Genomic DNA, 19,577 nt, shown 5'->3' on the forward strand with positions numbered 1-19,577 from the left:
AGCGCTTATGCGTGACAATATAAACAAAGCGTGCCGCGAGATCGGCAAAGTGCTGCTCGGAAAAGAGCACGAGGTGAAGCTAGCGCTTGCCTGCTTGCTAGCCGGCGGCCATTTGCTGATCGAGGATTTGCCCGGTATGGGCAAAACCACGCTGGCACACGCCTTGGCTAAAGTACTTGGCTTGGATTATCAGCGGGTGCAATTTACCAGCGATATGCTGCCGGCGGATATTATCGGCGTGTCAGTTTTTGACGCCGCCTCGAGTCAGTTTACCTTTCATCCCGGGCCGGTGTTTACGCAAGTGTTGCTGGCCGATGAGATTAACCGCACTACACCTAAAACACAAAGTGCGCTGCTTGAAGCCATGGAAGAGCAGCAAGTCAGCATCGATGGCGAGACCCGGCCTCTGCCGCAACCATTTTTTGTCATTGCCACGCAAAACCCCGAATCGCAAATGGGCACCTTCGCTTTGCCCGAATCTCAGCTCGACCGTTTTTTAATGCGTATTAGCTTGGGTTACCCTTCGGCCGAAGCCGAGCGGTTGATTTTTTTAGGCGGTGATCCGCGCCGGCATATCCCCGAGCTGACTCGTTGTATTAATGTCGCGCAGCTGGCTGAGTTAAAACAGCAGGTGCGTGCGCTGAAAGCCTCAGATAGCCTAATCGATTACCTACAGCGACTGGTTCACGCGAGTCGTTACGAGCAGGGCTTTACCCACGGTTTGTCGCCGCGGGGGGCGCTGGCATTATTGCAAGCGGCTAAAGCGTGGGCTTTTGTCGAGGGGCGAGATTACGTAATACCGGATGATTTGCAAGCTGTGGCATCGGCGGTTATTGCTCATCGGGTGAGCGGCGCCGATGTGACCGGTGGTTCACAGCGGATAATAGCCGAATTACTCGAGCGCGTTGAGGTTGTTGCCGGTAGCGCTAATATTTGATCGGCGCTTGGGTTAACATATCTATGACAAACATAGTCGACAAACACTACAAGACAACCTATACCATGAGTAAGTACCCTGCTGTCGGGGTATGGGTGTTGATCGGGGAGCCTTCATGACCACAAGCTTTTTTGGCCAATATTTACTGCTAAAAGGCATTGTAAGTCGCTCCCAGTTGCGCGAAGCGATTGCTCTGCAAGTCGAGGCAAATCAGACGCTGGCGCAAATCGCTTTAGTGGCCGGGGTGCTGTCTCAGCAACAATTACAAAAATTACCACTCTCGGGCTGTGAAAACGATACCTTGTTCAGCCAGATAGTGATTAATTTAGGCTGGGTCAGTCGCACTGCCTTAGAAGCCCTTCACGCTCAGCAGCGCAAAGTACAGCTGACTTTAGGGGAGGCGCTGGTTAAGCACGGTTATCTCAGCGATAACAACTTGCCGAACCTGTTGACAGACTACCACTACTGGAACCTTCGCAATCTACAACAATTTGGCGCAGAGGTATCGGCCAGCGATTTTGCCAGCGAGGTTGATACGTTTAGTTTTGCCCTGACTCAACACATGCTTAAAGTGTATGGCTTGCATGTAAAGCCGGACTGCGCTGAGCACGGGTTGCCACCGCAAGGGCCTTGCTGGGTGTGGCAAATAGACTTGTCTGATAACCGCCTCAACATTGTCGTCCCTGACACCGGGGCTGGAGTAGTGCGCTTGCTTCAACGTGCCGAGCTGATTGGCTCGTTAGATTTGCCCGCACTTTCTGATGCCCACCGAGAGGGTCTGGGGGATATTCCATCGCCGATGACGCCGGCGCAGTTTTTTGCCAGTTTACTGCATTTACTGCTGGCCGATATGGGCGGTCAGGCCATACGCCAGATTGGCTCTGACAACGCGACCACAGCTGTTAGCACACGGTCTGAATCGGACTGCTTGCGTTGCTGCTACAGTGTCGAGGGCGAATTGTTTGATGTCTACTTTTGCGCGCCGTAATACCTGGTTTGCTCCCTCCCATTTAGTTTTTCAGCGGTATCCGTGGTGAGTTCGTCGCTTAATAAACGGCTGGAGAATTGGTTTTGGCAATGGGCCAAGCGCCGCACTTCGCCACAAACCTCCGTTGTTTTACGTCATCGCGCTATTTATGTCTTGCCCAGCAAAGCGGGACTTGGCTTTTTTATAGCGGTTATTTTGCTCTGGCTGCTCGGCACCAACTACGAAAATAATCTAGTGTTGGCGGCGAGCTTCTTTCTGATCAGTTTGTTTGTTGTCACTATTGTCCACGGGTTTCGCAACTTGATCGGGCTGGAGCTTACGGCGCTTGCCTCCGAGCCGGTATTTGCCGGCGAGCAGCTCATTATGCCAGTGCGTATAAAAGCCAAAGGCCGCACAAGCGCGGGCCGGCTAATACTGGCGAGCGATACCGAGCGCTCAGTGTTAACGGATGTCGCCGAGGGTGATGAGACGCAAATTGAGCTGAGCCTGCCTACCAGTCAGCGGGGCTGGCATACTCCCGAGCGTATTTTAGTAAAAAGCTACTATCCACTCGGATTGGTCAGAGCTTGGTCGTGGGTGCGCTTTGATGTGCGTTTACTGGTGTACCCGCGACCGATGAGCGTGGCGTTAGCGGACCAGCTAAGTGACAGTGATGAGGGTAAAAAAAAGCTCGCCCTGACGCACGGTGATGATTTTGAAGGTTTTAAGCGTTATCAACCGGGGGCAGCGCTTACCCATATTGCCTGGAAGCTCTATGCGCGTGGTGCCGGTTTGCACACTAAGCAGTTTGCCAGTCCAGAGCAGGATGACCTCTGGTTAGATTTTCGTGCATTGTCTGGCGATCGTGAAACCCGTTTGTCGGGCTTGTGCTATCTCGCGCTGCAGTGGCACAAGGCTGGCCGTGTATTTGGTTTGCGCTTGCCCAAACAGCGGATTGAGCCGGCGAGTGGCCGCGAACATCTTGCCCACGTATTGCGTGCGCTGGCCTTATTTGAGATTACCCCGAAAAGTACAACCAAGGCCGAGAGGGGCGCGCGATGAGCCAGCCCGACAGTCAACTCTCCCGCCAGAGTTTACTTTGGATGTTAATGGCTCAGCTCATTGTCATCTTACCGCTGATTGTTGAGGTGCCGGTTTGGTTGACGCTGTTGGCGTTTGTCAGTGGTGTTTGGCGCTGGCAAATTGCTTTAAAAGGTTGGCCTTTTCCGAGTAAGTGGGTTCGGTTTTTGTTGGTGGTGGGCGTATGCGCGGGCTTGCTGTTTAGTTTTTACGGCAGCTTTAGCCTGCAGGCAATGTTGAGCTTGCTGGTCGCCGGTTTTGTGCTGAAATTAATTGAGCTTAAACGGCCGGGCGATTTGCACTTACTCTGTTATCTCGCCTACTTCGTTACCGGCACCCAGCTATTGTTCGCAGCCTCGTTACCGAGTTCGCTGTACGGGCTGGTGTCGCTATTGGCGGTTACCGGTGTCTTGCTGGTTCTAAACGGCTCGGCGGCTCAGGTAAGTTTTGCCAAACAATGCAAGCGCATTTGTGTGTTAGCGCTGCAGGCCTTGCCTATTATGCTGATACTGTTTTTGGTGGTGCCAAGGCTTGGGTCGCTATGGACTGTGCCGCTAAACAGCTCGGCGGCGCGTACTGGGGTAAGCGACTCAATGGCGCCGGGCGATTTTAGTAATTTAATACGCTCGGGCGAGTTGGCTTTTAGAGTAACCTTTGACGATGACGTACCTCCCGCGCGACAGCTTTATTGGCGCGCACTGGTATTTGACTCGTTTGACGGGCGCACGTGGGAGCAAAGTGGCGCGCTGGATGTTAAGCGGGGTAGGCGGAGCCCTCAGTGGCCGCAGTGGCGAGATTCACTGGCCTTAGGGAGCGAGCCACTGGCTTACCAAGTGTTACTTGAACCCACGGCAAAAAGCTGGCTGTATGCGCTGGCAGCTTTTACTGAGGTGCCTGATAACACGCGGGTCAGCCCAGGCTTAACGCTCTATGAGTCGCGTCCGGTTAACCAGCGCAAGCAATATAGCGTTCGCTCAGTGCTCGATTATCGGCTGCAGGCTGATGGGCTCTCCGAGCGCCAGCGGGCAGTAAACACCGAGCTGCCGGCAGGCGCTAATCCGGTCACTCAACGCTTGGCGCAGCAGTGGCGCAATGACGCCGAGAGCGATGAGGCTTTACTGGAGCGGTTGTTGGGCTTTTACCACGAGCATTTTCATTACACCTTGCAGCCCCCGAGGTTAGGTGAACACACCGTGGATGAGTTTTTGTGGCAATCGCAAACGGGGTTTTGTGAGCATTTTGCCGGTAGCTTTGTATTTTTTATGCGCGCGGCAGGTATCCCCGCGCGGGTCGTGGTGGGTTATCAAGGCGGCCGGATCAACCCGGATGAGGGTTATTTGGTGGTGCGACAGTACGACGCTCACGCCTGGGCCGAGGTATGGCTGGCGGGAAGAGGTTGGGTCAGAGTCGATCCCACGGCTGCCGTTGCGCCAGAACGTATTGAGCAGGGCGTGGAGTACTCTTTGAGCGATACTGATAACCGTTTGCTGGGCAATGCGTTTAGCCGCCGTTTTGCGCTGTTAGATAACCTGCAGTTGCGTTGGGACGCCCTTAACTATCGCTGGCAGTTGTGGGTGATGGGCTACGATACGGATGCACAGCAAGCTTTTTTAAGTAAATGGTTGGGCCGTGTTAGTGGTTGGCAGTTGGCATTGCTCGTCATCGCGGTGGTCTTCACTGTGGCGATGCTTATTTTGTTGCCGTTATTGTTGCGCCATTCTCGGCGCCGGTTACCTCCGGCAGAGCTGGCGTATGCTCAATTGTGCGGCAAGCTGGCGCGCCTTGGGTTGGCTCGCCGCGTAGGGGAGGCACCCAGACAATATGCCGCTCGGGTTGCCCGGGAGAGGCCAGAGCTGGCGGCTGAGCTAGAGACTCTAACCGCGTTGTTTGAGCGTGCCAGTTACGGCGGCTCTGAATCCGCATTGGTGCGGCTGAAAGGGGCGGCGCGACGCTTTCACCCTCGGCGGCGGTCATAGTTATATTCTTTTATGCCGCTGTGCGCGTCGCTGGTGCGGCGTCCCTTTGGTCTGCACCAATAATAAGCATTTTTATTTTTATTGTTCCAAGTTGGTGCTTGCCTTTTCTCAGTTTTGTCATTGTTTTTATCTAAGTATTTGATATTTATATAAAAGATTCGTGGGCATAAAAAGTGCATAAGTGCGCTATGTGCACTCGCGTGATGCGGGTGCGTTGTCGGCGCCAAATGTTGGCACTTTACAGTGCGTTTTGTGCGACTTTTCTGTATCTCGCACGCGTTGCCGCACCATTATAATGATAGCCAAACCTTGAGAATGATAGGAGTACCATGACACTTTTTACTCGCAATCTGGCGTTGGGAGCGCCGCTTGCCACTTTATTGTTGGCGTCACCCGCCGCGTTTGCCCAAGAGGCAAACGGTGCTAACACGGCGTGGATATTAACGGCGACGGCGCTGGTGTTGTTTATGACGCTGCCCGGATTATCGTTGTTTTACGGCGGCTTGGTGCGCAGTAAGAATATCTTATCGGTACTGATGCAGTGCTTTGCGATTGCTTGTATTGCCTCGTTGCTGTGGATGATTGTTGGCTACAGTTTAGCGTTTGGTGAGGGCAATGCGTGGATTGGGGATTTTAGTCACGCGATGTTCAGCGGTATTGGTAAAGATACCCTGTCGGGCGATATCCCCGAATCACTGTTTGCATTGTTTCAGATGACGTTTGCCATTATTACGCCAGCCTTGATTGTGGGTGCCTTTGCCGAGCGAATGAAGTTTTCGTCGATGTTGATTTTTTCGGCCCTGTGGTTGTTGGCGGTTTATGTGCCGGTATGCCACTGGGTGTGGGGCGGCGGCTTTCTCGGCAGTTGGGGACTACTGGATTTTGCCGGCGGTACTGTTGTGCATATCACTGCGGGCGTTGCCGCGCTGGTGGCGGCTCTGGTGCTGGGTAATCGCGATGGCTTTGAGACCGTCGCTATGCCGCCCCACAACATGACCATGACCGTTACCGGCGCTGGTATGCTTTGGGTGGGTTGGTTTGGTTTTAATGGCGGTAGTGCTTTGGCAGCTAATGGTGATGCCTCAATGGCAATGTTAGTGACCCATATATCGGCAGCCGCCGGCTCGCTGGCCTGGATGAGCATCGAGTGGATTAAATTTCGAAAACCCAGCGTGCTGGGTATTGTCACCGGTATGGTCGCAGGCTTGGGTACTATTACCCCGGCTTCGGGGTATGTTGGCCCAGGTGGTGCGCTGGTAATTGGTTTGGTGGCCGGCTGTGTTTGCTTTGTGATGACACAGTTAATGAAGCGGGTATGGAAAATTGACGACTCATTAGATGTTTTTCCGGTACACGGAATTGGAGGCATTTTGGGGACGTTACTGGCCGGGGTGTTTGCCTCGCCCAACCTTGGTGTCTTTAGCGGCCATGGCTTCTCCGATGCGGTCGATGGTATGTCGGGCCAAGTCTGGGTACAGTTTTTAGGGGTAATTATTACCTTTGGCTACACGGCTGTTGTCACCTACGTAATTTTGAAACTGACGGGTGTACTGACCGGAGGTCTGCGAGTTTCTAGGGATGACGAGCTACAAGGGCTTGATATCACCATGCACGAAGAAGAGGGCTACAAGCTGTAAGTGGATTGCAGTGAGTCAAAAAAACGCCACCGCACGGTGGCGTTTTTTTTGGATACGGGTGTGCTAACGAAACGCAATCAGCGCCGCAGTAACGGCAACGTTAAGAGATTCGACTTGGTTGTTCATGGGGATTTTTAGCCAGTGGTTGCACTCGTTCTGTGTTGCGCTGGATACACCATCGGTTTCATTTCCCAGCACAAAAACGGTTCGCTCGCCGGAGTAGGCCTGTAAGGTTTGCTTGGCGTGAGAGGATAAGCCAACCACGCTGTATTGGCTGTCGCGAAATTTATTCAGGGTGCGTGCGAGAGGTTCGGTGGTACGCAGTATTGGCGCCCTAAATACCGTGCCGGCACTGGCTTTTATCACCAGCGGGTCGATCTGGGCACAGCCTTTTTCGGGCAAAATAATACCGTCAATATTACCTGCGCAGGCACTGCGAATAATCATTCCCAGATTTTGCGGGTTGGTGATGCCATCTAAGGCCAGTAGGTTACAGCTGCCGCTGCTGGGCCGGGTGAGGTAATCTGTTGCGGTGGTAAATTTTTGGCAAATTAAATCGACGGCCACCCCTTGATCTTGCTTGGCATTTTTAGATATACGCGACAGGGCTGCCCGGTCGTGGTATGCCACCTCAGCATTGCGTTTTTCTGCCTCGGCTAATATCTCATCAATAATGCCGCCGCGTTTGTTGCTTTGCGCCAGATGCAGCCGGTAGACCTCGACCCCGGGTTGCTGCAATGCTTCCAGTACAGGCTTGCGGCCGTAGACGGTTAGAAGAGTGTTAAAGAATTGTTTTTTGGCGAGGTAGGCGTCGCTGTCGCGCTGCATGGTATTAATCCGCTGGTCGATCCGCAAAGGGGTGTCGCTGCTCGAAGGCAGCGACGAGAGGATACCATAACCGCCCCTCAACTTTGCCGTAAATAGCAATCTTCGTCGTTATCCAGTAGCGCGGCCAGAACATCGCTACGGGTAATCAGGCCTACTAATTTACCGTTTTCTATAACGGGATAATTTTTTGGCAGGTTCTGGAGCATGATTTCGGCAATCTCGACGATACTGTCGCTGGGAGAAAAGCTGATCACATCGGTTTGCATGACTCGGCCCACAACCGCTGGCTCCTCACAGTAAAACGCGCCGTGTAAAATCTCTTTTATGCAGTCGCGCTCTGAGACAAAGCCAATCACCTGACGTTCGGTATCGATTACCGGCGCACCTGTGACCTTGCCGGCTAAAAGTTTGTGCACGACTTGCAGTAAGTTGGTGTGCTGTTCAAACGCCAGTGGGGCAGTTTGCATATAGTCTTGAACGAGAATTGAGTGCATACGACTCTCCCAACAATGTGTCTACTTCTGAATATGCCAGATCGCCACCGCAGTGGCTGTTAGTGCGCGGCGACAAACTAGCGGTTGCAGGAGGGCTACCGCCCCAACCGCTAGTTTAAGTGTAGACTAGATTGGGCGTTACGATTGGCAAATGCGGCGGTAGGCGGCAACGGCGTTGACCAGCCCCATGTGCAGAGCATCCACGGTTAGTGCGTGGCCAATGGAGACTTCCGCGATGTTGGGAATGGCTAAAAAAGCGGGTAAGTTTTGCAGGTTGAGGTCGTGACCGGCGTTAACCTCAAGGCCGCATTGATTGGCTACCTCGGTCGCTAGGCGATAGCGTTCAAGGTCATCTTGCGTCTGTTGGCTGCCCTGCAAAAACCGCTCGGCGTAGGGGCCGGTATACAATTCAATACGCTCGACCCCAAGAGCGCTGGCGAGGCGAATTTGCTCGGGGTCCGGGTCCATAAACAAACTGATACGCACCCCAAGTTTGTGCAATTGGCGAATAATGGGTTGCAGCTGCTCGGTGCTGTTGGTCAGATCAAAACCGTGATCGGAGGTCAGCTGGTCGTTAGAGTCGGGCACAAGGGTGCATTGATGTGGACGAGTATCCTCAACCAGTTTAAGCAGCCCTGGGTAACTGCCTTTGGCCGGGGCAAAGGGGTTGCCTTCAATATTAAACTCTACGCCCTCTTGACCGGCGACTAGCTCGGCCAGTTGGTAGACATCGCTCGGACGGATGTGCCTCTGGTCTGGTCGCGGGTGTACCGTAAGACCGTCGGCGCCGGCATCCAGGCAGATTTTGCCGTGGGCTAAAACACTCGGAAAGTCGCCCTCGCGTGAGTTTCTTAGCAGGGCAATTTTATTCAGGTTAACACTCAGCGCAGTGCTCATTCGGCAATCATGTCCTTCAGTTTAGAGCCCGAGCTTGCCTCGGTTTTTACTTTGCCGCGGCTGGACTTTAAAATTCGTACGGCGGCGTTGGGAGCATCGGGGTATGAGCGAAATACGCCCCGTGGCTCGGCGACAATTTTTTCAACGACCGCTTCGCCTTCAATGACTTTGCCAAATACCGCATAACCTGGTTTATCTTCGGATGCGTCGAGTGAGGGGTTATGTTTTAGGTTAATAAAAAACTGACTGGTAGCGCTATCGACAGCGTTAGTGCGCGCCATTGATAAGGTTAGGTATTGGTTTTCTAAACCATTATCCGATTCGTTAACAATGGGGGGCAGCGTTTCTTTGCGCTTAAAATCGAAGGTGAAACCGCCGCCTTGTACGACAAAGCCTGGTATGACGCGGTGAAATATGGTGCCGTCGTAAAAGCCGTTGTCGACATAGGCTAAAAAGTTTGCCACGGTAACGGGGGCTTTTTCTGGGTACAGCTCAATGACCAGCCGTCCTAGGTCAGTCTCAAAGGTGACGTACTTTTCCGAGCTTTTATCGGCGGCTAAGCTTGTGCCGCTGGCAATAAGTGCGATCGCTAAAGCGCCCATTAATGCAATAGATTTAAAAGAGCGTCGTATCATGATGGTATCCCATAATAAAAAAGTTCGGTTAACAAAGGCTCGGTTTTTAAATAACGATTCAGCCCCATTCTGAGCGACGCTTGCGCCGACCAAATGACTGTAAAATTAGCGATAAGATAACGCCGCCGAGTAAAATGCCCGCACCGACAATCCACTCTTGATAACGCTGGCTGTTTTTTAAACGTTCGTTATCGGTTTTTAAGACCTCAGCGCGTGTTTGCAACAGTTGATAGTTTTCGTTGAGCTTTTTGTACTGCTTGTTGAGGGCCACGGTATTAGCCGATAGTTTGCGCAACTCGGCAAATTCACTACTGGTTTGTTGGTACTGATCTTGTAATTGTGCCAAAGATTGTTGGAGCTCGGCGTTATTGCTCTCAAGCTCTTCGTTGGCGTCGAGCAGCTCGGTTTGGTCGCCGTCCAGTTGCCCCATTTTTTTTTCTAGCTCCGCGAGCTTTATCGCGGCGGTTGGCTCACCCAATAGATATTGCGCTCGGATCCAGCCTTCAAGCCCGTCGTTGGTGCGCACCAATGCCCAGTCTCCGCCTGAGTCATCGCTGTCGCGTTTGACCAATTCGAGTTTAGTACCACTTGGTAGCCCGCGGTGGACGATTCGATACTGGTTGCCCATGCCACTGCGTAGCGGCACTTGCAAAGTGTCGGCAACGTATTGTGTCTCAGCGTGAGCTTGCACCCCGATCAGATTGACACTGATGGTGGCGGCAATGACCAAGGTCTTAAGATAAGCGGTTGGTTTTATCACGGAATTACCTATTGGATCTAAGTTGCAAAAGCGCATTATTGTACCCTAAGGGATTGTTAGCACGTGTCAACCGGTTCACGGGTTGGGGCAACACCGGTTAAGGGGTTAGGGCAGAACTCGCTTAAAGGGTTTTACCGTGACTTTGGCATAAACCCCGGCGGCGATGTAAGGGTCGGCATCCGCCCATGCTTGCGCTTGTGTTAATGAGTCAAACTCTGCCACGACCAACGACCCGGTAAATCCGGCGTCGCCCGGATCGTTGCTGTCGACGGCGGGGTGTGGGCCTGCGAGTATTAATCGTCCTTTATCATACAGCTCGTTTAGTCGGGCAATGTGGTCGGTACGGGCGCTTTTGCGCTTTGCCAGGCTGTCGGCAACGTCTTCGCTGATAATGGCGTAAAGCATGGGTTGGTGTCCTTTCGATCTTGTTTGTTTAGCTGTTGACGACTTCTTCAAAGTCGAGTTGAGTCAGTTGTTTGATTCGCTTGAACAAATACATAAGTGCGACCGCCATAACAATGGTGGCCGGTAGGGCGATAACGGGAAAGCTTAAGGCGGTCATTTTGCCTAACTCCTCGTTAAACGCTACTGTGCCGGGCTCGCTGACCAACAGCCATTTGGCTAAGGCGTAGTTGAGAAACGACGACAGAAAAAACGATAGCGCCACCAAGTACGAGGCATTGCGTAAAGCCTGACTAAATTTAGCGGTGTTTTGGTGTTGTTCTAGGCGCGAGGCGATGAGGTCCACTTTAAGCACCTTGTCGTTGTACAGAAAGGTTTTTACCAGCGGGAAGCGGGTTTTCATCGACAATAGCGTTGCCAGCCCAATCAGGCCGGGGATCGCCGCTTCTTTAATGGCGATATACTGCGGGTCGAGCTTTAGCAAGCTGATGCCGCCGGTGAGTAAGATACTGATCGCGCCGAGAGCGGAAAACACGTTAAACTCTCGTCTAACGAGGAAGTCTCGCAAACCGTACGCCAATGGGAAGGCGAGGGCTACGACCAGTGCCCAGCGTGTGCCTAAGTATTCGTCGCCACTGAGTTTGGTGAGGATTAAGGTCGGGATAACGATGTTTAGCAGGATGTTACCCAGTAGGCTTTCGCGCTTTTTCGGGTTCTTGCCTGATGGTTCGCTGAGGTTCGATGATCTTGCCGTTACGTTATCATCCTGAGGGCGGCTTTGCTCACCATTGGAAGGGGCTGAGTCATTCATACTGATGGTATTCGCCTTTATTTGCCGGTTAATGGGCTGTGAGGTTATGGCCGTCCCAGCGCACGAGCGCTGTCAGTACCTTAAAAATGTTAGTGCCGCGGCCGCCTACGGCACTGCGACTGTGGCGCAAAAGCGCAATTATACGGTATTCATCCCCTTTAATGTTGATCGAGGCTTGGCTTGAAGATTGATTTGCACATGCACAGTAACTGCTCAGATGGTGAGCTGACCCCAGAGGCCCTAGTCGCACGGGCTAAAGAGGCAGGGCTCGACGCTATTGCGCTGACCGACCACGACACGATCGCAGGTTTGGCGCGCGCGCGCTGCGCGGCCGAGCACGAAGGTATGACATTGATCAACGGCATTGAGTTCTCGACACGCTGGGGAAAAATTGGTGTGCATGTCGTGGGGCTTGGATTGAATGCCGATAGCGCCGAGTTACAGCAGGCGATCGCAGCGCAGCAGCAAGCGCGTATTGACCGTAACTTGACCATCGCGGGCAAGCTAGAAAAGCTTGGCGCGCGCAATATCTACCAGCGCGCGACCGAGCTTGCCGGCGGCTCGCAAATAGGCCGCCCCCATTTTGCGCAGCTGTTGGTCGAAGACGGCCTGGTTAAAACGGTCGCCAGTGCCTTTAAAAAGTACTTAGGTGCCGGTAAAGTCGGCGATATTAAGCAGCAGTGGCCGCCGCTGGATGAAATTGTCGCGACTATATTGGCCGCAGGCGGCGTGGCGGTATTGGCCCATCCGGCCAAATATCGCTTAACCCGCACGAAATTGCGCGCGCTGACGGCCGGTTTTGCCGAGGCCGGCGGCGGAGCGATAGAGGTGATTAGTGGTTATCAACCCAGCGGTTTGGCGAAAGATTTAGCCGCCATGGCCAATGAGTTTGGGCTGGCGAGTTCCTGTGGCAGTGATTTTCATCGTCCAGGCGGGATCTGGCAAGAGTTGGGCCGGTTTGAGCCTATGCCACCCAATGCCCGGCCGGTTTGGTCTTTGTGGCCAGAGCTGGCAGGGACGGTAGAGGCGAATAAATAGCGAGGCGTATGATGTTTGTAAGTCATTCGCGTGAAAATTATAATGGCGTTAATCGGGCCGCGAGGCCCCATAGCTGGCAACAAAGGAAGGCGCAGTGGCACAGTTTTTTCAGATACACCCCGAAACGCCTCAGGCGCGTTTAATTTTACAGGCGGTCGATATTATTCGGCGCGGCGGGATTGTGGCTTACCCCACTGACTCGGCCTACGCCCTAGGCTGTCATATTGGCGACAAAATGGCGCTCGACCGTATTCGCTTGATGCGCAAGCTAGACAAACATCATAACTTCACCTTAATGTGCCGCGATCTATCTGAGATTGCGACCTACGCGCGGGTGGATAATCAGGTGTTTCGCTTGCTAAAAGCCCATACGCCCGGCCCTTACACCTTTATCTTAGAGGGCACCTCAGAGGTTCCCAGACGCTTGCGTCACCCCAAACGCAAAACCATTGGTCTGCGGGTGCCGGATAACCCCATTGCCCTGGCGCTTTTAGAAGAACTTAATGAGCCTTTAATGAGTAGCACATTGTTGCTGCCCGGCGATGAATACCCACTGACTGATCCGTACGATATTCGCGATTTATTAGAGCATCAGGTTGAGTTGATCATTGATGGCGGCTACTGCGGCCTGGAGCCGACCACCGTGGTCGACCTGACTGAAGGTGCGCCAGAGCTTATCCGGCAAGGTAAGGGCGACTTTTCGGCCCTGTTAGCCGGTTGAGTACTGTTATGCCGCTGTCCCCCGCGCCGGTTCCTCTTTATAATGCCGCAAACGTTGCATGTGGGCCGAGCTCTGCGTGTGCCAATCGCTACCGGACACAGGGGAGGCTTGTGTGAATCAGCAAAACCTAGACCCTGAACTGGCCAATAGCGAGGCGGATGATCTTGCCGGATCTGAAGCCGCTGCGCTGGAGACAGCTGCGGAAGCACCCACTGATACGAAAACTGCGCCAAGCCAAGCCGAGATGCCATTTGCAATGGTGCAAGGCAAGGCCTATACCGACCTGCCGAAAGATCTCTACATTCCGCCGGATGCGTTAGAGGTGTTTCTTGAGGCCTTTGAGGGGCCGCTGGATTTACTCTTGTATCTTATTCGGCGACAGAATTTAGATATTCTCGAAATCGATGTATCTGAGATCACTTCGCAGTATATGTCCTATGTCGAGTTGATGGACGCAGCCCACTTTGAGCTGGCGGCTGAATACCTAGTGATGGCGGCGATGTTAGCCGAGATTAAATCGCGCATGCTGCTGCCGCGCAGTGTCGAGGAAGAGGAGGAGGGCGAAGATCCGCGCGCCTCCTTGATTCGGCGTTTGCAGGAATACGAGCGTTTTAAAACGGCCGCAGAGGACATCGACGAGCTACCACGTGTAGGGCGCGATGTGTTTGCCGCCAGTGCCGAGCCGCCCGATCGCAATCTGACCCGACCAGATCCGGATGTCGAGTTACAAGAGTTACTGCTGGCGTTATCAGAAGTGCTGCGCCGCGCCGATATGTTTGAAAGTCACCACGTCGAAAAAGAGCGACTCTCGACCCGCGAGCGTATGGCTCAAGTGCTGGACCGGCTTGCCGGGCGTAACTTTATGCCGTTTGTGAGTTTATTTACCATAGAGGAAGGACGCTTGGGCGTGGTGGTCACTTTTTTGGCTATTATGGAGCTCATCAAAGAGTCACTGGTCGAGATCGTCCAAAGTGAGAACTTCGGCCCGATACACGTTAAGGCAAGAACACAATAATGATAGCAAACCAACAACTGCAAGCGATCATCGAGGGCGCGTTGATGGCGTCCAGCGAACCGCTCACCATTAAGCGTTTGATGAGCTTGTTTGAAGAGGATGGCGATGCGCCCGATACGGCCGCGTTTAGCGAGGCATTAACCGCCATTGGCGAGGCCTGTGAGAATCGTGGTTTTGAGCTTAAAGAGGTAGCCAGTGGTTGGCGTATTCAAGTGCGCGAGGAGTTGGCGCCTTGGATTAACCGTTTGTGGGAAGAAAAACCACAAAAATACTCGCGCGCATCACTCGAAACCTTAGCGCTAATCGCCTATCGTCAGCCGATCACGCGTGGCGATATTGAAGAGATCCGCGGTGTGGCGGTGAGTTCGCACATTATTAAAACCTTGCTCGAGCGCGAGTGGGTCAAAGTGGTTGGCCAGCGCGACGTGCCGGGGCGACCATCGCTGTACGCCACGACCCGGGGGTTTCTCGACTACTTTAATTTAAAAAGCTTAGATGAGCTGCCAACCTTAAGCGAGATACGCGATTTAGATGAGTTAAATGCCGAGCTGGATTTAGGTGCGGCACTTGGTGCTGGTGCGTCATCGGCCACAAGCCCGGAAGAGGGCGAGACGTCGGAATCGGAAGGTGAGGCCAGTGATGACGAATTGGCGGATGACAATGATAGTGCTTCAGACGCTGATTCGCCGGTAGATAGCGAGGCCGAAAACGTCGAAAGCGAAAAGAGCGACTTTGTCAGTGAATCAGAGACTGAGCAAGGCGCCGAACAAGAGCCAGATGAGCGCGGCGACCTTGCCGCAGAGCCAGCGACGGCCGCCGCAACCGATGATGAGCTTGAGCCAACACCAGACGCGCCGCCTGTAGACTCTGCGGTTGAGCCCGATGACAGCAGCGAAAGCGCTGAGACGAATTTTACTGACACCCAAGAGCGCGACCGCGAGGTTTAAACCTGCGGCGCCTACCCAGCGAATTATTTATGGCAAAACGAACACCAGATCAAACCCCTTCCGATGCGAGCGCTGAAACTGACGCTGCGGTATCGCCGCCAGCTGATGAAAAGCTGCAAAAAGTATTAGCCCGCGCCGGTTGCGGTTCGCGCCGTGAAATGGAGCGCGCCATTGTGGCGGGCGATGTCAGTGTCAACGATCGCACCGCTACTCTGGGTGATCGGGTGAGCGAAAAAGATAAAATTACCCTGCGCGGTAAGCCGGTCTCGGCGCAAAAAGATACGTCCAAGCGCCGTGTGATTTTATACAACAAGCCCGAAGGTGAAATTTGTTCACGACAAGATCCAGAAGGTCGCCGCACTGTTTATCAGGCCCTGCCTAAGATTTCCGGCGAGCGCTGGATATCGGTCGGGCGCTTGGACTTTAATACCAGTGGCTTGTTGTTATTTACCAACGATGGCGATCTGGCAAATAAGTTGATGCACCCCTCATCGGTGATTGATCGCGAGTACTTGGTGCGGATTCAGGGTGAAGTCGATGACGATATGCGCAAGCGCCTACTAGAGGGCGTGCTTCTTGAGGACGGTGTTGCGCGTTTTACGGATATTGTCGACGGTGCTGGCGAGTCCCGTAACCGCTGGTTTTATTGTGTCGTAATGGAGGGCCGCAACCGCGAGGTAAGGCGCTTGTGGGAGAGCCAAGGCGTGCGTGTAAGCCGGCTCAAGCGAGTTCGCTATGGTAATATTTTTATTCCGTCCCACGTTCGTGTGGGTCAGTGGCTGGAACTCGATTACCGTGAAATTGCCGATTTGTGTCAAACCGCCGGGCTGGAAACCGAGCGGGTGGCGAAACCTAAGTCGAGCCGTGAAGCGGCCACTTTGCGTGAACGCCACGAGCGCAAGTTACGTGCGGGCAAAGGGCGTAAACCGCCTCGTCTAAAAAAAGCGCCGCCCAAAAAACCGCGCCGTTAGCTTCTGCTGTTTAGGGGGCTCAGCTTAGTGGCGGCCACCTCGGTGTTCATCGCTAGGCCAACCTCCGGGATTGGCGGCTCGCAACTGGTGCGATTACGGCCGGTTGCTTTGGCCCGGTATAGCGCAAGGTCGGCGCGGTCAATCAAGCATCCGGCAGATTCGTTGGCGTTAAAACAAGCGCTGACGCCCAGACTAACGGTGGGCCGAATAATGGCGTCGTCGTGGGCGATATAAAGCGCCTCGATGGCACGGCGTAAACGCTCGGCCGTAATCAGTGCTCCCGCCGCGCCTGTGCCGCTGAGTAGCAGGGCAAATTCTTCCCCCCCATAGCGAAAGGTCATGTCGGTACCGCGGCTGACTTGATCAATCGTATCAGCAACAGCGCGAATCACTTTGTCGCCACGACGGTGGCCGTGCTGATCGTTAATGTCTTTAAAGTGGTCGATGTCCAACAAAATTAACGCAAACGGTTCGCCTTTGCGCATCAGCAATTGTCGCTCGCGCTCCAGTGCATTATCGAGCGCGGCACGATTACCGACGCAGGTTAACGGGTCGATAAGCGCCAGCTGCAGCGCTTTTTGATACTGCTGTGCGTTGCGCAGAGGAAAGGCGAGAGAGGCCAATAGCGTCTCTAACGTTTGTTGCTCGTCATCGCTAAAACGGCGGCGGCGGTAAAACGTAATCTCACCCAAATAGTGGTCGGGCAGGCGCAACGTGTAGTGACACTGATGTGTTGCCTGGCGGCCAAAATCGATTGGATGATTGTCCCCAGGGCTGGTGCTAAAGCGTAAGCCGTTGTAGGTGACCAGCGCGCGCGAATGGTTGAAAAACAGGCCGATAAGCGTGTCGGTATCCAGTGAAGTCTGCAGCGCATGCGCGAGCTTGTTGCGCAGTTGCAACAGCTCGGTGGCGGCGCCGGCCGATGGACCATTGGCGAGTGCCTCAACACCGCCTGTTAGGGACAGATCTCGCATAATAGTGCGCTCAGTTCCTGCTCGGGCGATACGCCCGGCTTGCCATTTTAGGATTCATGCAGGAGGCTGTTGCGATTTTTGTGCCAGACGTCACGGTTTTACTTTTTGTGCTTTAAAAACAATAGGTTGAGGTGCTTCTGGGGTGTCTAGAAAAACCTGACTTGTCAGGATGTTGGCGGTATTTGCTGTGCTTAGCGGCAGAGTTTTGCCGCCAGTCAAATGTTTGTCGCTGGCGGCACGCGAGGGAATTTATGGGGATGACTGGCTATCGTCATTTTCGTAAGGCAACCGAATCGTCACGCACAAACCGCCCTCGGGGAGGTTCTCGGCTTCGATCTGGCCGCTGTGTAGGGCGACCGTGCGCTGGGCGATGGCAAGGCCCAAGCCATAGCCTCCGCTCTCGCGATCACGGGCTTGATCGGTGCGGTAAAACGGTTGAAAGATATCCGTGAGCTGATCTTCCGGCACGCCTGGCCCCGTGTCTTTAATGCGCACCTGATACTCAGTATCGGTCACCGTGAGTTCGGTGATGATGGCCCCGCCAGGTGGCGTATAGCGCAAGGCATTGCGAGTTACGTTATCAAATACGCCGTACAGCATATTACCGTGAGTCGCGAGCAATGCCTCGTCTACCGGAATCTGCCGTTGCAGCGTTACGCGGCCGCGACTCGCCTCGTGCTGCAAGCTGTCGTGTAGCGCGTTAAGTAACGCCACTACATCAGTGGTGTCGTCTAGAGTCCAGCCGCCGTCATCGAGTACTGGCAGCGCCAGAATGTCGGTAATGACATCATTGAGGTAGTCGGCCGCTTGTTTAATACGCGCCAGTTCCCGGTCAACCTCGCCGGCGCTGCGCTGTTGCGCGAGGGCCAGAGCGACTTGTAGGCGCGCCAAGGGCGTGCGCAACTCATGGGAGACGTCCTTAATCAAGCGCTTTTGCTCGGCCATGGCTTTTTGCAATCGCTCGGTCATGTGGTCGAAGTCGTGGGCGAGAGAGGCGATTTCATCGCGGCGGTTGTTAAAGCGTTGACTGATCCGAACGCTTAAGTCGCCCTTGGCGATACTGCGGGTCGCCTTTTGTAGAGTCGAAAGGCCGTGTGCAAAATGGCGGGCGAGAAAAAAACAGGCGGTACCGCTGACTAAAATTGAGGCGAGCAACAGGGGCCAAATGTTGTTGATAAACAGCTGCCAGAGAATGTCGCCGGAGGATTTCGCGCCTTGCTCGGATGAAATGGTAAATACTTTTAGGCTTTTACCGTCGTTAAGAGTAACGTGCCGTCCCCATGTTTTGCTGTCGCCATCAACCATTTTGCTGAACGGGTGGCTGGGGTTAATTTTGGGGATTAACGACTGCACGCCTTCGGGCAAGGAGCGGCCGAGTAAGTCCTCGTTGTGAGCGTCGACGATATAAAAATATTGCCGGCTCCATTCTGGCATGGCGCGCATATCGGCCAGCACCTGAGCCGAATTGCGATTGACGATCGAGCCTGCCATTTGAAACAGAAACCGTTGCGCGGGCTCGTACTCTTGGCCGCCGCGCAGCTGTTGCAGGGTGTTGTCTGGGTTGTCGCCCTGCCAGTGAACAATCACATTAGTGGTGACAATAATGACCGCCGTGATGCTCCAAAAGGTGAGAAATACCCGTAGATAAAGTCGAGTCATCCGCGCTGCTGTGCTTCACTCGCGCGGGTCAGCATATAGCCGGCGCCACGGACGTTAATAATTTGATCTTTACCGGCTCCGGCACTTGAGAGTTTTTTGCGTATATTGCTGACGTGCACGTCGATGCTGCGATCGTACGGGGTTAGTTTACGCCCCAGAGCTTGCTCGGTTAGTTCGTCTTTGCTGATAACTTGGCCCGCTTGACGCACCAGCAGCTCTAAAACGCTAAATTCGGTGCCGGTTAAAGGAAGTTGCGCATCCTGCCAAAAGGCCGAACGACTGCCAATTTGCAGCAGAAGTTTGTCGACCTCCAGGTCGCTCGTCTCTGGCAGTGTCTGAGCGCTGTTGGCGGTGCGCCGCAGCACCGCGCGCAATCGTGCGACCAGCTCGCGCGGGTCGCACGGTTTGGGTAGGTAATCATCGGCGCCGATTTCCAGTCCGATGACGCGGTCAATGGTGTCGCCTTTGGCAGTCAGCATTATGACCGGCGTATTTTGTTGGCCTAAGTCGGGCTGTTGGCGCAGTTTTTTGAGTACGTCAAAACCGCTGTGGCGAGGCAGCATAACGTCCAGAATCATGGCGGAGTACTGATTGTCGCGAGCCATTTCTAGCGCTTGGTCGCCATCATAGGCGGCGCAGACGCTAAAGCCTTCTGAGCTGAGGTATTCCTGGAGCAGTTCCGAGAGTTCTTTATCGTCGTCAATCAGTAGGATATCTGTCATTGTGACCTCATGCTGTTTAGTCTGGCGCCATGAGCGCCGCCGCAAGTGTGCAACAGTGAGCGGGTGCTGTCATGTTTAAGTCTTACTTATTAACCCTTCTTAACCT

General features: G+C 53.8%; 21 protein-coding genes. 11 read left to right on the top strand and 10 right to left on the bottom strand.

Features of this window, described 5'->3' with window-relative positions:
* The first annotated feature begins 7 nt into the window (after positions 1 to 7).
* From ACGHAD_RS07350 to ACGHAD_RS07370, 5 genes are all read left to right on the top strand, one after another.
* Complete coding sequence (locus ACGHAD_RS07350) at positions 8 to 937, top strand: AAA family ATPase (RefSeq protein WP_382416027.1); 930 nt, start codon at positions 8 to 10, stop codon at positions 935 to 937.
* Positions 938 to 1,052: 115 nt separating this feature from the next.
* Complete coding sequence (locus ACGHAD_RS07355; protein WP_382416025.1) at positions 1,053 to 1,925, top strand: hypothetical protein; 873 nt, start codon at positions 1,053 to 1,055, stop codon at positions 1,923 to 1,925.
* 45 nt (positions 1,926 to 1,970) lie between these two features.
* Entirely contained in the window at positions 1,971 to 2,966 is a 996-nt protein-coding gene (locus ACGHAD_RS07360; RefSeq protein ID WP_382416023.1) for a DUF58 domain-containing protein, read from the top strand.
* Entirely contained in the window at positions 2,963 to 4,960 is a 1,998-nt protein-coding gene (locus tag ACGHAD_RS07365; protein ID WP_382416021.1) for a DUF3488 and DUF4129 domain-containing transglutaminase family protein, read from the top strand. Before ACGHAD_RS07360 ends, ACGHAD_RS07365 begins: the two co-directional genes overlap by 4 nt.
* 329 nt (positions 4,961 to 5,289) lie before the next feature.
* Positions 5,290 to 6,597, top strand: a complete 1,308-nt coding sequence (locus tag ACGHAD_RS07370) for an ammonium transporter (protein ID WP_382416019.1) — start codon at positions 5,290 to 5,292, stop codon at positions 6,595 to 6,597.
* A gap of 63 nt (positions 6,598 to 6,660) precedes the next feature.
* Here ACGHAD_RS07370 and ACGHAD_RS07375 read toward each other — a convergent pair whose 3' ends face one another.
* The 7 genes from ACGHAD_RS07375 to ACGHAD_RS07405 all read right to left on the bottom strand — a co-directional run bounded on the left by ACGHAD_RS07375 (position 6,661) and on the right by ACGHAD_RS07405 (position 11,424).
* The gene (locus tag ACGHAD_RS07375) at positions 6,661 to 7,425 is read right to left on the bottom strand and encodes a TrmH family RNA methyltransferase (protein ID WP_382416017.1); all 765 of its coding nucleotides are present in this window, start codon (positions 7,423 to 7,425) and stop codon (positions 6,661 to 6,663) included.
* A 77-nt stretch (positions 7,426 to 7,502) separates the two neighbouring features.
* Positions 7,503 to 7,919 carry a CBS domain-containing protein gene (locus ACGHAD_RS07380; protein WP_339615516.1) on the bottom strand — a complete coding sequence of 139 codons (417 nt, stop codon included), beginning with the start codon at positions 7,917 to 7,919 and terminating at the stop codon, positions 7,503 to 7,505.
* Positions 7,920 to 8,057: 138 nt separating this feature from the next.
* Positions 8,058 to 8,816 carry a pyridoxine 5'-phosphate synthase gene (locus ACGHAD_RS07385; RefSeq protein WP_382416015.1) on the bottom strand — a complete coding sequence of 253 codons (759 nt, stop codon included), beginning with the start codon at positions 8,814 to 8,816 and terminating at the stop codon, positions 8,058 to 8,060.
* On the bottom strand, positions 8,813 to 9,451 hold the full coding sequence (locus tag ACGHAD_RS07390; RefSeq protein WP_382416013.1) for a peptidylprolyl isomerase: 639 nt from the start codon (positions 9,449 to 9,451) through the stop codon (positions 8,813 to 8,815). Before ACGHAD_RS07390 ends, ACGHAD_RS07385 begins: the two co-directional genes overlap by 4 nt.
* A 58-nt stretch (positions 9,452 to 9,509) precedes the next feature.
* The gene (locus tag ACGHAD_RS07395) at positions 9,510 to 10,211 is read right to left on the bottom strand and encodes a TIGR04211 family SH3 domain-containing protein (protein ID WP_339615514.1); all 702 of its coding nucleotides are present in this window, start codon (positions 10,209 to 10,211) and stop codon (positions 9,510 to 9,512) included.
* A gap of 105 nt (positions 10,212 to 10,316) precedes the next feature.
* The gene (locus ACGHAD_RS07400; protein ID WP_339615513.1) at positions 10,317 to 10,616 is read right to left on the bottom strand and encodes a YciI family protein; all 300 of its coding nucleotides are present in this window, start codon (positions 10,614 to 10,616) and stop codon (positions 10,317 to 10,319) included.
* A gap of 28 nt (positions 10,617 to 10,644) precedes the next feature.
* Positions 10,645 to 11,424, bottom strand: a complete 780-nt coding sequence (locus tag ACGHAD_RS07405) for a VC0807 family protein (protein ID WP_382416010.1) — start codon at positions 11,422 to 11,424, stop codon at positions 10,645 to 10,647.
* Between the two features lie 46 nt (positions 11,425 to 11,470).
* Between ACGHAD_RS07405 and ACGHAD_RS07410 the strand changes: the two genes are divergently transcribed.
* The 6 genes from ACGHAD_RS07410 to rluB all read left to right on the top strand — a co-directional run bounded on the left by ACGHAD_RS07410 (position 11,471) and on the right by rluB (position 16,116).
* Entirely contained in the window at positions 11,471 to 11,608 is a 138-nt protein-coding gene (locus tag ACGHAD_RS07410; RefSeq protein WP_382416008.1) for a hypothetical protein, read from the top strand.
* Positions 11,605 to 12,462: a PHP domain-containing protein gene (locus tag ACGHAD_RS07415; RefSeq protein WP_382416006.1), complete on the top strand. Its 858-nt coding sequence runs from the start codon at positions 11,605 to 11,607 to the stop codon at positions 12,460 to 12,462. The genes ACGHAD_RS07410 and ACGHAD_RS07415 overlap by 4 nt, the downstream gene beginning before the upstream one ends.
* Positions 12,463 to 12,556: 94 nt before the next feature.
* A complete protein-coding gene (locus ACGHAD_RS07420; protein WP_382416004.1) occupies positions 12,557 to 13,183 on the top strand; it encodes an L-threonylcarbamoyladenylate synthase in 627 nt (208 codons plus the stop codon).
* A gap of 112 nt (positions 13,184 to 13,295) precedes the next feature.
* Positions 13,296 to 14,198: a segregation and condensation protein A gene (locus tag ACGHAD_RS07425; RefSeq protein WP_382416002.1), complete on the top strand. Its 903-nt coding sequence runs from the start codon at positions 13,296 to 13,298 to the stop codon at positions 14,196 to 14,198.
* Positions 14,198 to 15,145, top strand: coding sequence for an SMC-Scp complex subunit ScpB (scpB, locus tag ACGHAD_RS07430; RefSeq protein WP_382416000.1), 948 nt, complete (start codon positions 14,198 to 14,200; stop codon positions 15,143 to 15,145). The genes ACGHAD_RS07425 and scpB overlap by 1 nt, the downstream gene beginning before the upstream one ends.
* A 29-nt stretch (positions 15,146 to 15,174) precedes the next feature.
* On the top strand, positions 15,175 to 16,116 hold the full coding sequence (rluB, locus tag ACGHAD_RS07435) for a 23S rRNA pseudouridine(2605) synthase RluB (protein ID WP_382415998.1): 942 nt from the start codon (positions 15,175 to 15,177) through the stop codon (positions 16,114 to 16,116).
* Here the strand turns inward: rluB and ACGHAD_RS07440 are convergent.
* The 3 genes from ACGHAD_RS07440 to ACGHAD_RS07450 all read right to left on the bottom strand — a co-directional run bounded on the left by ACGHAD_RS07440 (position 16,113) and on the right by ACGHAD_RS07450 (position 19,471).
* Positions 16,113 to 17,090, bottom strand: a complete 978-nt coding sequence (locus tag ACGHAD_RS07440) for a GGDEF domain-containing protein (protein ID WP_382415996.1) — start codon at positions 17,088 to 17,090, stop codon at positions 16,113 to 16,115. The genes rluB and ACGHAD_RS07440 overlap by 4 nt on opposite strands.
* Positions 17,091 to 17,339: 249 nt before the next feature.
* Positions 17,340 to 18,749, bottom strand: a complete 1,410-nt coding sequence (locus ACGHAD_RS07445; RefSeq protein ID WP_339615503.1) for an ATP-binding protein — start codon at positions 18,747 to 18,749, stop codon at positions 17,340 to 17,342.
* The gene (locus tag ACGHAD_RS07450; protein ID WP_382415994.1) at positions 18,746 to 19,471 is read right to left on the bottom strand and encodes a response regulator; all 726 of its coding nucleotides are present in this window, start codon (positions 19,469 to 19,471) and stop codon (positions 18,746 to 18,748) included. Before ACGHAD_RS07450 ends, ACGHAD_RS07445 begins: the two co-directional genes overlap by 4 nt.
* Positions 19,472 to 19,577 lie beyond the last annotated feature (106 nt).

It is taken from the genome of Gilvimarinus japonicus (assembly GCF_042847215.1).
Lineage (GTDB): Bacteria > Pseudomonadota > Gammaproteobacteria > Pseudomonadales > Cellvibrionaceae > Gilvimarinus > Gilvimarinus japonicus.